The organism is Clostridioides sp. ES-S-0006-03, from assembly GCF_020662275.1.
Classification (GTDB): Bacteria; Bacillota; Clostridia; order Peptostreptococcales; family Peptostreptococcaceae; genus Clostridioides.
Genome location: NZ_JADGMM010000002.1, coordinates 209,082 through 221,182, shown reverse-complemented (window position 1 = coordinate 221,182; position 12,101 = coordinate 209,082). Strand labels below are relative to the sequence as shown.

The window sequence follows — 12,101 nt, the reverse complement described above, 5'->3', positions numbered from 1 at the left end:
AAAAAAGCTATACCTACAATAGGTATAGCTTAGAAATTCGCATATATCACAAATAATACATACTTAAGTTTTATACTAAGCTTTCCTACGCTGGCATTATCCAGTTCAGGTGTAAGGGTCGGTATTCCTCTCAGCTCTTGGCTCCCCTAGCTATTTTAATTTATTATATTTATAACTTCATTATATTACAATAGTATTTATTGTCAAGTTTTTACACTGTATATACTTATTTACAATATAATTAAAGACACTTACTTCAGTTCTTTTATCTCTTCTCCAATAATATAATTTTCTTTATTGTCAATTGAATCTATAAGTATATTGGGATTTTTTATTATAGATAATTTTTTATCCCTAGTTAACTTTTTTATATAGTATTCTAATTTCATTGCATTACTTTTTGTATTTGTTACAAAATAAACCTCTAACTTTTTAAATCCCCTTGCTCTTGTATACTTTGAATTAATTCCTGACTTATGCTCATTCATTCTTCTTTCTATATTGCTAGTATATCCAGTATATAGAGAATCATCTTTGCACCTTATAATATATGTAAAATACATCTTAATTCACATCCTTAAATTAAATATATAAACATTATATTATAAAATAAAAAAAACTGCTGTAAATTTTATATATTGGTGAGCTATAACAATAACTCAAATGTAAATTCGTAAAGTAGACTCTAAAAGTATTTGACGCTAAATTTTGACATATTAATAACATATTTATTCTTCTAACAAAAAATTCACAAATATAAAAAATAAAATTTTCAAAAAAATTATAATTTTCAAAAAAATAAATTGACATATATAAAAAAATTATGATAACCTAATAAAAAGGGGGCAATGATTATGGAAAACAATTTAATTATAGCTAAAAGCAATAATATTGAATTATCACAAAAGAACTTATTTAAAGTCAATTTACAGATAGGTGTAGACTTTACACTTTTGTCAAAATCACTTAAAGCCTTTTATAAAAAAGAAGAAGATTTTTATTGCATTGCTCTTGCACCATGCAATGTATCTGATGAAAAAGCAAGCAAGAAGATAAATATTCCTGAGATGATAAAAGAAATTAATACTTTAATTGAAAGTGTAACTGATAAAAGTGAACTTTTAAGTGAAGAAATATTTACAAACAATCTATCAGAATTTTTCGACGAATCTTTAGATAACATTTATATAGAGTTAAGACAAGCATATCTATATCTTAAGAAGAATACAAACAATCTTGATATAGAAAACTCCATTGAATATGTATTCGATGTCAGTATAAGTAATAAAACAAAAATGAAAGAAAATCCACTAATTAACTTTAATTCACTTTCTTTAGTGGTATGGAGTGGTGAAACAAAAAATATTTTACATCAAATGAACATTTTAGATTTAGACAATATTCACTCCTCTTTTTCAGAAAACGATGCAAATATGACTTTTTATCGAGATGATAGCCTCAAATATGAAGTTAACAAAAACAGTAAAAATATAAGAGAAAGTAATATAGATATAATTGAACAAATGATTATACTTCCGGATAATTCAGACTATGATAAAGATGAAGTTGAAAACATGAAAAACAGACTTTCAAACATAAATGGAAAATATCTACAAACACTTAAAGAAAAAGATATAATTATAAAATTAATAAATTCAAATTTAACTGATGAACCAGAATTTAGTGATTTAAAACACCAATTACCTCCATGCTGGGTAAGATCAGGTAAAACTTGGAAAGATGTACCTGGGGTATATAGAAACAACTCTATTGTGGCTAAAATAGGTTATAGTAACCCTAGTTATGCAAATGTTCATTCAGCTAAAAATTTGGAATTACATGAAACTGCACATGCTATAGATAAAAATGTATTAGACAAAAAATCAAATTCAGAAGAATTTATGGAAGTGTTTATTCAAGAAAGGTATAAACTTTATGACCCTAAACAAGTTGCACATGCATATATTAGTAAATTCCCAGAAGAATTTTTTGCGGAATCATTTGTGCATTATTATCTTGATGAAGACTCAAAAAATATATTGAAAGAAAATTGTCCTTTAACATATAATTTTCTTGAAGAATTAGAACTAAGCTATGAAACACATTAATACTTAATAATATATTTCTATTTAATAAAGTACTCTTTATAAAAGACTTTTTGATATTTATGTTATAATATTTCTAATGGTTATATTTTAAAATAGTTTATGTAGCCCATAATTTAAATAAATAATAAAAAGGATGAAGAGTTATGAAATTAAACAGAAACGATGCTTGTTGGTGTGGAAGTACTAAAAAATATAAAAAATGTCATATGGATATAGATAATAAAATAAATTCATTTGCTCAGCTAGGTCATATTGTACCTACTCATGACATCATAAAAAATGCAACACAAATTGAAGAAATTAAAAAAAGTGCTGTAATAAACACAAAGATTTTAGATTATATTTCGGATAAAATTAAAGTTGGAATGTCTACAGAAGATATAAATGAATTAGTCCATAACTTTACATTAGAAAATGGAGCTATTCCTGCACCACTAGATTATAATGGTTTTCCTAAAAGTGTATGTACATCAATAAACAATGAAGTTTGTCATGGTATCCCAAGTAAAGACATCCTATTAAAGGATGGAGATATTATAAATATAGATGTGTCTACTATTTTTAATGGATATTACTCAGATGCTTCAAGAATGTTTATGGTAGGAAATGTTAAAGAAAATGCAAAAAAATTGGTTCAAGTTACTAAAGAATGCATTCAAAAAGGTCTTGAAGCTGCTAAACCATGGGGATTCTTGGGTGATATAGGTGATGCTATTAATTCTTATGCAAAAGAAAATGGATATTCTGTTGTTAGAGAAATTGGTGGGCATGGAGTTGGACTAAGTTTTCATGAAGACCCATTTGTAAGTTATGTTTCTAAAAAAGGAACCGAAATGTTATTGGTTCCTGGAATGATATTTACTATAGAACCTATGGTAAATGAAGGAACTCATGAGATTTTTGTTGATGAAGAAAATGATTGGACTATCTACACAAAAGATGGTAAATTATCTGCTCAATGGGAGTGCATGGTTTTAGTTACAGAAACAGGAATTGAAATTTTAACTCAATAAAATATAAAAGCCTATAAAGATTGAGCTTTCAATCTTCATAGGCTTTTCTTTTGTTAATGCACATCTATTGCATCAACTGGACAGCTTTCTCTAGCTTCTTTTGCTGATTCTTCAGCATCACTTGGTATTTCATCAACTATAACATGTGATTTTCCATCATCAGCCATGTCAAATACTTCTGGGCATATTGATGGACATAATCCACAACCTATACAAGTATCTTGATTAACATTTGCTTTCATAATAAAATCCTCCTAGATGTTACAAATTTAAAATTTTTGTTTACCAACGATTGGCGAACTAAAACTTTGACCTTCAGTTCTTTTTTATTATGTCCTCAAATTTGAAAATAATACCTTTTCAAAATAAATTTTATAAAATTTATTAGTTGTGTTATGATTATTTTTCTTTATAATCTGATAAAACCTCGTCCATTGTATAAAACTTAATCTATTATTTCTATATTTTCTAATGCCCTATAAAACATATTAGTATCATATACTTTTTAAGATAAATATTACTACTCAATATCTTTTTTAATCTCAACAATATCTTCTATGTTACAATCTAATGCCAAACATATTTTTTCCATTGTAGCCATAGAGACAACTTTATCCTCGTTCAATTTACTAATACTTGAACTTCCTAGTCCTGTCATTTCTTTAAATTCCATTTTTTTTATTTTTTTATCAATTAATAATTTCCATAAGCGATTGTATGAAATCATTTTATCACCTCTTTTAATTTATTTTATCATAATTAACCCATTAAGGGCAATATTTCTCTTTTATAGTTAATTTTTCTTGACTTTATTATGAAATAGTAATATTATTAAATTAACCTTAAAAGGTTAATATTAACTACTTAAGGATTTGAAAGCATAGTATGGCACCTTGTTTTAATGCTGAAGGCTTAGTTATAGGAGATAAAGAAAATGTATCTACTGCAGAAAAATATTTCGTAATAAGCAGATACTATGATGATGGCAAAACTATTGCTTTTATAGAAATAAATAACACTAAATACAAGACTGAATATGTTAGAAACTTTGACCAGTATGTAGACGAATTTTTTACTTTGGAAGCGCTTACAAGAATGCCTTAGTGCTTAAGGGGTGATATAGATGTGTTTTAATACTTACATACTGAAAAGAGTTTTAAACAACAAGTAACTAGAATTAACTCGTAGTTTTGACCTAGATAATCTTATTGATACTGCAACAGAGATTTTGAAAGATAATAAGATTAATTTGATAATTATTGATGAAGTAAACAAGGTTGTTTGGAAAAATGAAAAAAGCACTCCCGCTCATGAGAATGCTTAGTTATAGCTATAGAAGTGTACTATCAATACACTTCTATTTTTTTATTATATCATATAATTTTGTGTATGAAAAAGACTCATTTAAATCAATTTTAAGATGTGTTAAGTAACGCTCTTGATAGTTTATACATTAATAAATATACAATATAATTATAACATGTCTTATGTTTTAGTATAATAATTTTCGTTCGTTTTATTATTACAACTTCTACTATAGTTTTATATAACCTGTTAATATTTGTAATATTTTAGATACTCTTTATACTTACATTGCTGCTATACTTTTATTAAGAAAATTAATACAATATGAATTTGTTATTATAGAAAAGAAAGTAATATGTTAAAGGAGGTTTTTGTATTGAAATTACAAGAAAAATGGATTGATTTATTAAATCCAAGATATATTGAAAATGAAGAAAAAAGAAAGAAAATACAGATTATAATATTTTTTTCTATAACTTTTGGCTTAACTTATTTATTAGGTTTTCTATTATATTTCAATAAGTTTATTGACCCAGGAAATTTTGCATCATTCATAATGATATTGCCTTTATCTTCTGTCGCTATTGCAAAATTTTACTCAGAAGGAAAAACTAATAATGAGTATAAGTTTTATTCATTAGTAATATTACTTTTTCTTAGTTATTTTTTATTATTTATTGCTAAATCATTTAACTTAATAAACCTCAATCAATCTCAATTAGTGAATTCTATATTAATTTTAATAAGCAGTTTATATCTTATTATTTATTCTTTTAAATCAAAAGAACTGTATATTCTAAAAAATGTAAGAACAGGTGCTTTATTAATTATCTACTTTATATTTTCTCAAGTTATCCTTGGATTAATAATAAGTAGAAATAATCTTAATTATAATGGTATTTTATTTTATCTGAACCTTACTATAATATCATTAATATATATTTATCCTTTTTTGTCTGAAGAATATGGCTGGAGATGTTTTTTACAAAGTATTTTCTTTAATAAATTTGACAAAAAAATAGGTGTTATAATTGTAGGTGTTTGTTGGAGTTTATGGCATTTACCTCTACAATTTACATTCTATAATCCAGATGCTCCAATACTGGGAAGTGTAATTCATTTAATTTATGGAATCGGACTTTCTATATTTTTAGGTTATGTTTATTTGAAAACTAAAAATATATGGATTTGTTCTATAATTCATGCTTTAGTTGATAGTTTAGATGTTATTTGTAATAGTTCTGAAATACCACTTAGCTATTATGTTATTTTAGAGAGACTTATATTTGTATCACTATTTTATCTTCCTTTCCTCTTTACAAAAGAATATAAACAACATACATAAAAAAATTATTATGCTAAAGGAGGTATATACTATGAACTTTGGAAATATCAATCTTATACTTATTGGAGTAGGAATTATAATATTAACTACAATAATATCTTTAATTAAACCTAAAACTAGTTTTTGCAGTGAAAAATATTTTAATAAATTAGAATCAACGTATGGAAATATAGATAAGAAAAGAACTGTTAAACTAGAAATACTTTCTCGCTATGTAATAGGTCTTGAATATATAGCAATAGGTTTATTCACAAGAAAATTAGACATTACAATAATAGCAATGATAATAGCAGCCATTATAACAACAGCATTATATTATCTAATTAGAAAGAAATATATAGCTATATAAAATCTAATAGGATTAATAGCAAAAGAAGGTAACAACTAACTAGTTGCTACCTTCTAAAATATACCTGATTTTATTGGGGGGTCTTTAAATTAAAGTATCTATATAATTTTTTTGCCCATTAATATTTTGATTTTTCTTGTATTTTTCAGCATCTTTATCTAACTTTTCTATTCTTGACTCAATTTTCTTTATTTCCTCTTGAGTCATACTCATAAAATCTTTAAGCATATTTTCAAGTTCTTCGCGAGTTTTACCTTCTAAAAATAAATTTTCAAGTTCTTTATCTTCTTTATCAATATGTTTTTGTTCTAGTTCTTCTGACTCTTTTTCATTATCGACGCCTTTTTGATCTAATTCTTCTACCTTTTCTTCATTTTTATCATTAAGTTCATCTGTATTTAATGATTCCTCTTTTTCTCCTGTATTTAGAGAAATTGGATATTCTTCCAAAATAGTATTTTTATTTTCTTCTTCTACATTACTATTTTTATTTTCTTCTTCTGATTTAAATAAATTTCTGATTGCTTCATTTATTTTTTTAGCATAAAGTTCTTGTTTATCTTTTAAATCTTTAATTCTATTATCAAGTTCTTGTTTTTGTTTCATGATATTAGATAAATAATTATTTTTTTCTATAGTTTCATTTTTCTTAATAATATTTGTATTTTTTTTTGTATTTTTTATGTTACTTTCATTATTTAATAAATATTGGCTTCTATATTGACTAGAAATTTTCATTATATTTACCTCTCCAAAATAAATTTATTCTTATATTAAAAAAGTAATTATATGTTAGTTTTAAAACCATTCATATAATTACTTTAAAACATACATTAATTACATATGTTGAGATATAAAAATACCAGAATACTTGCTTAATACATCTGCAAAATCATAATTTCTTCCATCTATAAACCATTTACCCTTCCATGTACTTGTATTCCCAGAAATGCTTATTGTATCTCCATTCTCAAGTCTAATATTTTCTCGTTTTTTAAATTTATGTCCTTTTCCATTGCGTTTGAAATAACCAGATTAGAAAACGATAATGCTAAAATACTAATTGTTGCTAATGACATAGATGTTATTTTATTAAAATTTATACAATTATACCCCTTCAATTATCTTATATTTAATCATATCCTAGCACTATAGAGATAGATTTACAAGAAATCTGCATAACTAGTCAATAAACACGCAAAACTGGCTAATATTTTTAAAAAATTATTTTTTTTCATCAAATAGTAATAATTTATACAAATACCTTATATATTTTAAAATATTATCTATTTATGAAATCTAATGCTTTGTAAAGCGTATCAAACCTATCATTCCCCTTTATCATAGTGAATTTTTCTTTAGTCATAGAACCTATCTTTTCACATGCTCCACCACCAACAACAGCACCTACTCCTCCAAATAAAACTCCTTCTGCTAAAGCTCTTCCTATCCCACCTTTAGTCACAGTTTCACCATTTTCCAAAAGTTCATATTCTATAACATCACTATGACTATATATAATATACATTGTCTAACTCTTCGTATTCGTAGGATACTTCTCTTTTATTCTTTTTTACAGGTTCTAGATTTCTTATTTTCACTATTTTTGCTGGTATACCAACAACTGTGGCTCCATTAGGTACATCTTTAACAACAACTGAATTTGCACCTATTTTTGAATTAGAACCGATATTTAAAGGTCCTAGTATTTTTGTTCCAGCTCCAATTAATACATCATCGCCAACAGTTGGATGTCTCTTGCCAGTATCCTTTCCTGTAGCACCCAAAGTAGCTCCTTGATATATTGTTACTCTATTTCCCACTTCAGCTGTTTCGCCAATTACAACACCCATTCCATGGTCTATCAAAATACCTTCTCCCATTTTAGCTCCAGGATGTATTTCTATACCAGTCATAAATCTGGATATCTGGGATATTAATCTAGCTGAAAAAAGCATCTTCTTCTTATAAAGAAAATGAGCTATTCTATGCATTATCATTGCATGCACTGATGGATATAGTAAAAAAACTTCTATCTTAGATCTAGCTGCTGGATCATTCTTCATTATATATTCAATATCTTTATTTATTTTTTTAAACAAAGTATTCACTCCCTCAAATAAAATTATTAAAATATTCCCATGGACATATATTTATCTACTCCATCTGGAGCTACTGTTACTATTTTTTTATTTGGATATTTTTTCGCCATTTCCATAGCTCCAAATATATTTGCTCCAGAAGATATACCTACCAAAATCCCTTCCTTTGATGCAAGTAATTTAACTGTATCAAAAGCATCTTCATCATCAACTAATATTACTTCATCAACTACACTAGAATCATAATTTTCAGGAACAAAGTTAGCTCCTATTCCTTGTATTTTATGAGGTCCAGTTTTATTTTCTGATATAGCTGGAGATTTTTTTGGCTCAAGTGCAACTACTTTTATATTTGGATTTTGCTCTTTTAAATATCTTGCAGTCCCTATTAAAGTACCACCTGTTCCAACTCCACATACAAATATATCTAAATCTCTAACATCATTCATAATTTCAACTGCTGTTGTTTTATAATGTGCATTTGGATTGTCTTTATTTTCAAATTGTTTCAAACTTTTATAGTTTGGATTTTCTCTCAATAGTTCATTTGCTTTTTCTATAGAGCCTGACATTCCAGCTTTTCCATCTGTAAGTACTAAATTTGCTCCATAAGCCTTCATTAAATCTCGTCTCTCGATACTCATAGTCTCTGGCATTACTATTACTACTTCATATCCTTTTAATCTTCCTATCATGGATAATGCAATACCAGTGTTGCCACTAGTTGCTTCTACTAGTACATCACCCTTTTTTAATTCTCCTCTTTTTTCTAATCCTTCTAGCATTTCATAAACTGCTCTATCTTTTATACTTCCTGCTGGATTTACTTTTTCTAATTTTACATATATGTTAGAACACCCGTTAGTACATCCTAAATTATTCAACCTTACTACAGGTGTGTTTCCTATCAACTCTAATGCGTTATTATATAACATACTACTTCCTCCTATATGTCCAATTCTATTATCAAATTGATAACGATAAATATATTATAGTATTATCATTTTGATAATGCAACCTTTTTTTGGATTTTATCCCTTCAATTGTTTTATTTCTAATATTAGTAATATTCAAACAAAAAAAGTGAAAATCATTATCGATTTCCACTCTTCAAACTTCAAGCTTTATGCTAAGTCATATACAATACTTCACTACAAAAATTCTACGAAATACTATATAAGACCTAATATTTTTGCAACCTCTACATTAACCTTTAACACATTAACTCTATCTTCACCTAAAACTCCGAAAAGTTTTTTTGAAGTATTATCATCTACAATTTTTTGTAATTTACTCTCTGATATTCCTGATACTTTTGCTATAGCAGGTATCTGAACTTTTGCAGAAGCGGGACTTATATTAGGGTCAAGTCCTGAACCTGATGCTGTAAGCAAATCTGTTGGTATATCTTCTTTTTTTACACCTGGATTATCCTTCAAAAACTGTTCAATGTCTTTTTGAACTCTATCATGAAGCTCTGGATTAGTTGCTCCATAATTAAAAGAACCCGATGAAACACCGCCATAAACTGTATTTCCATCCTTATCTGGTATTAAATCTTCTTTTGTATAAGTATTATAGTTTACTGATGAAACTCTTCCCTTAAAAAATCTTGCATCTGTAAAACTTTGACCAATAAGCTCTGAACCAACCTTTACGCCATTTACTTCTATCATACTTCCATTAGCTTTATCTTTAAATGCAACTTGACTTACGCCTGTTAAAACAAGTGGATATACAAGTCCGCAAACAAATAACAATACAAGACTTACAAGCAATGCTGGTTTTAATGTTTTCATTTTTATATCCTCCATTTATTAACCTAAATTAAGAACCATTACTAAAGGTGTAATTAATAAATCAATTACTTTTATTCCTAAAAATGGTACTATAACCCCACCAAGACCAAAAATAAGCATATTTCTCATTAGCATAGCTTGCGATTTCATAGGTCTATATTTTACCCCTTTCATAGCAAGAGGTATTAAACATGGGATAATTATAGCATTAAATATTAAAGCTGATAATATCGCACTAAATGATGTAGAAAGCTTCATTATATTTAATATCTCCATTTGAGGTATTGCAAGGGTAAATATAGCTGGTATAATTGCAAAGTATTTTGCAATATCATTTGCTATACTGAATGTTGTTAAAGCACCACGTGTTATTAAAAGCTGTTTTCCAATTTCAACCACTTCTAATATTTTAGTTGGGTCTGAATCTAAATCTACCATGTTTGCTGCTTCCTTTGCAGATGTTGTACCACTATTCATAGCAAGACCCACATCTGCTTGAGCAAGTGCAGGAGCATCATTTGTTCCATCCCCTGTCATAGCAACTATTTTACCTTCAGATTGTTCTTTTTTTATTGCCTCTATCTTATCTTCTGGTTTACATTCTGCAATAAATCCATCTACTCCAGCCTCTCTTGCAATTGTAGCTGCTGTTAAAGGATTATCTCCTGTACACATGATTGTCTTTATTCCTATCTCACGAAGTCTAGCAAATCTTTCTACAAGACCTGATTTTACTGTATCCTTTAAGTAGATAATACCGTATATCTCATTATCGACACACACTACTAGAGGTGTACCACCTAATTTTGCTACTCGATTTACACTTTCTTCTAAATCGTCTGGTACTAATCCACCATAAGATTTTACTCGATTTATTATACTGTCATAAGCCCCTTTTCTAATAGCTGTTCCATCAGATAAATTTATACCACTCATTCTAGTTTGTGCAGAGAATTCTACAAACTCAGCTTCTTCGGCCTCTTTTGTTTTTCCTGTTGAACCTAGTTTTATCCCTAAATCAACTATAGACTTTCCTTCTGGTGTGTCATCTTTTAATGAGCACATAACAGCATAGTTTATTAAATCTTTTGAATCTGCATTTCCAACTGCTATAAATTCTGATGCAAGTCTATTTCCATAAGTAATAGTACCTGTCTTATCCAAAATCATAGTATCAACATCACCACAAGCTTCTACTGCTTTTCCTGACATTGCAATAACATTGAATCTAGTTACTCTATCCATACCTGCAATACCAATAGCTGACAATAATCCACCTATAGTAGTTGGTATTAAACACACCAAAAGTGCTATCATAGTAGAAATTGGAATCTTTACACCTGCATAATTTGCCATTGGATAAAGAGAGATTAAAACAACCATAAATATAAGTGTTAATCCCACCAATAAAGTATTTAAAGCAATTTCATTTGGTGTTTTTTGTCTTGAAGCTCCTTCTACAAGAGCTATCATTTTATCTAAGAAGGATTCTCCTGGTTTTGTTGTTATTTTTATTTTTAGCCAGTCACTTACAACTGTAGTTCCTCCTGTAACAGAAGCGAAATCTCCTCCAGATTCTCTCATAACAGGTGCAGATTCTCCAGTTATTGCTGACTCATCTACAGAAGCTATACCTTCTATTACTTCTCCATCATTTGGAATAACTTCTCCTGCATTGACTAAAACAATATCTCCCAGTTTTAGCTCGCTTGCACTTATCATTTTTTCATTTCCTAATTTATCTAAAACTCTTGCAACTGTATCTTTTCTAGTTTTCTTTAATGTATCTGCTTGTGCTTTTCCTCTACCTTCAGCTACAGCTTCAGCAAAATTTGCAAAAAGAACAGTTATAAATAGTATTATTGTTACAATCCCATTATAAGCTCTTAAGTTATTACCTTCATCTCCAAACAAACTAGGTACTACTGTAAGTATCAAAGTTACTATAAATCCAATCTCTACAACAAACATAACTGGATTTTTCATCATATATTTAGGATTTAATTTTTTAAAAGCTTCTATAATGGAAGTTTTGAAAATATCTTTTGTAATAAACTTTGTTTTTTTAGTTTCCATAAAA

13 protein-coding genes, 1 pseudogene and 1 riboswitch are annotated in these 12,101 nt (G+C 27.6%); of the genes and pseudogenes, 5 read left to right on the top strand and 9 right to left on the bottom strand.

Features of this window, described 5'->3' with window-relative positions; translation table 11 throughout:
* Positions 1 to 65: 65 nt before the first annotated feature.
* Positions 66 to 158, bottom strand: a riboswitch (TPP riboswitch).
* Between the two features lie 93 nt (positions 159 to 251).
* The gene (locus tag IR151_RS03190) at positions 252 to 563 is read right to left on the bottom strand and encodes a GIY-YIG nuclease family protein (protein ID WP_227433034.1); all 312 of its coding nucleotides are present in this window, start codon (positions 561 to 563) and stop codon (positions 252 to 254) included.
* A 291-nt stretch (positions 564 to 854) separates the two neighbouring features.
* Between IR151_RS03190 and IR151_RS03185 the strand changes: the two genes are divergently transcribed.
* Complete coding sequence (locus IR151_RS03185) at positions 855 to 2,108, top strand: anthrax toxin lethal factor-related metalloendopeptidase (protein ID WP_227433032.1); 1,254 nt, start codon at positions 855 to 857, stop codon at positions 2,106 to 2,108.
* Positions 2,109 to 2,251: 143 nt separating this feature from the next.
* A complete protein-coding gene (locus IR151_RS03180; RefSeq protein WP_227433030.1) occupies positions 2,252 to 3,121 on the top strand; it encodes a methionyl aminopeptidase in 870 nt (289 codons plus the stop codon).
* A gap of 53 nt (positions 3,122 to 3,174) precedes the next feature.
* On the opposite strand, the gene IR151_RS03175 is transcribed toward IR151_RS03180, so the two are convergent.
* Positions 3,175 to 3,363, bottom strand: coding sequence for a ferredoxin (locus tag IR151_RS03175; protein WP_227433029.1), 189 nt, complete (start codon positions 3,361 to 3,363; stop codon positions 3,175 to 3,177).
* A 278-nt stretch (positions 3,364 to 3,641) separates the two neighbouring features.
* Positions 3,642 to 3,848 (bottom strand): helix-turn-helix domain-containing protein, encoded by a 207-nt coding sequence (locus IR151_RS03170; RefSeq protein WP_227433028.1) that lies wholly within the window; start codon positions 3,846 to 3,848, stop codon positions 3,642 to 3,644.
* Positions 3,849 to 4,006: 158 nt separating this feature from the next.
* On the opposite strand from IR151_RS03170, the gene IR151_RS03165 reads away from it, so the two are divergent.
* From IR151_RS03165 to IR151_RS03155, 3 genes are all read left to right on the top strand, one after another.
* On the top strand, positions 4,007 to 4,225 hold the full coding sequence (locus IR151_RS03165; RefSeq protein ID WP_227433027.1) for a hypothetical protein: 219 nt from the start codon (positions 4,007 to 4,009) through the stop codon (positions 4,223 to 4,225).
* Positions 4,226 to 4,802: 577 nt separating this feature from the next.
* Positions 4,803 to 5,771 (top strand): CPBP family intramembrane glutamic endopeptidase, encoded by a 969-nt coding sequence (locus IR151_RS03160; RefSeq protein WP_227433025.1) that lies wholly within the window; start codon positions 4,803 to 4,805, stop codon positions 5,769 to 5,771.
* Between the two features lie 31 nt (positions 5,772 to 5,802).
* On the top strand, positions 5,803 to 6,120 hold the full coding sequence (locus tag IR151_RS03155; RefSeq protein WP_227433024.1) for a hypothetical protein: 318 nt from the start codon (positions 5,803 to 5,805) through the stop codon (positions 6,118 to 6,120).
* 84 nt (positions 6,121 to 6,204) lie between these two features.
* On the opposite strand, the gene IR151_RS03150 is transcribed toward IR151_RS03155, so the two are convergent.
* The 6 genes and pseudogenes from IR151_RS03150 to kdpB all read right to left on the bottom strand — a co-directional run bounded on the left by IR151_RS03150 (position 6,205) and on the right by kdpB (position 12,097).
* Positions 6,205 to 6,858 (bottom strand): hypothetical protein, encoded by a 654-nt coding sequence (locus IR151_RS03150; protein ID WP_227433023.1) that lies wholly within the window; start codon positions 6,856 to 6,858, stop codon positions 6,205 to 6,207.
* Positions 6,859 to 7,402: 544 nt separating this feature from the next.
* Positions 7,403 to 7,522, bottom strand: a pseudogene (locus tag IR151_RS03145) (cell wall hydrolase); the annotation flags it as partial.
* A gap of 109 nt (positions 7,523 to 7,631) precedes the next feature.
* Positions 7,632 to 8,222 carry a serine O-acetyltransferase EpsC gene (epsC, locus tag IR151_RS03140; RefSeq protein WP_227433022.1) on the bottom strand — a complete coding sequence of 197 codons (591 nt, stop codon included), beginning with the start codon at positions 8,220 to 8,222 and terminating at the stop codon, positions 7,632 to 7,634.
* Positions 8,223 to 8,248: 26 nt separating this feature from the next.
* Positions 8,249 to 9,157, bottom strand: coding sequence for a cysteine synthase A (gene cysK, locus IR151_RS03135; protein WP_227433021.1), 909 nt, complete (start codon positions 9,155 to 9,157; stop codon positions 8,249 to 8,251).
* A 237-nt stretch (positions 9,158 to 9,394) separates the two neighbouring features.
* Entirely contained in the window at positions 9,395 to 10,021 is a 627-nt protein-coding gene (locus tag IR151_RS03130) for a K(+)-transporting ATPase subunit C (RefSeq protein ID WP_227433020.1), read from the bottom strand.
* A gap of 18 nt (positions 10,022 to 10,039) precedes the next feature.
* Complete coding sequence (gene kdpB / locus IR151_RS03125; RefSeq protein WP_227433019.1) at positions 10,040 to 12,097, bottom strand: potassium-transporting ATPase subunit KdpB; 2,058 nt, start codon at positions 12,095 to 12,097, stop codon at positions 10,040 to 10,042.
* Positions 12,098 to 12,101 lie beyond the last annotated feature (4 nt).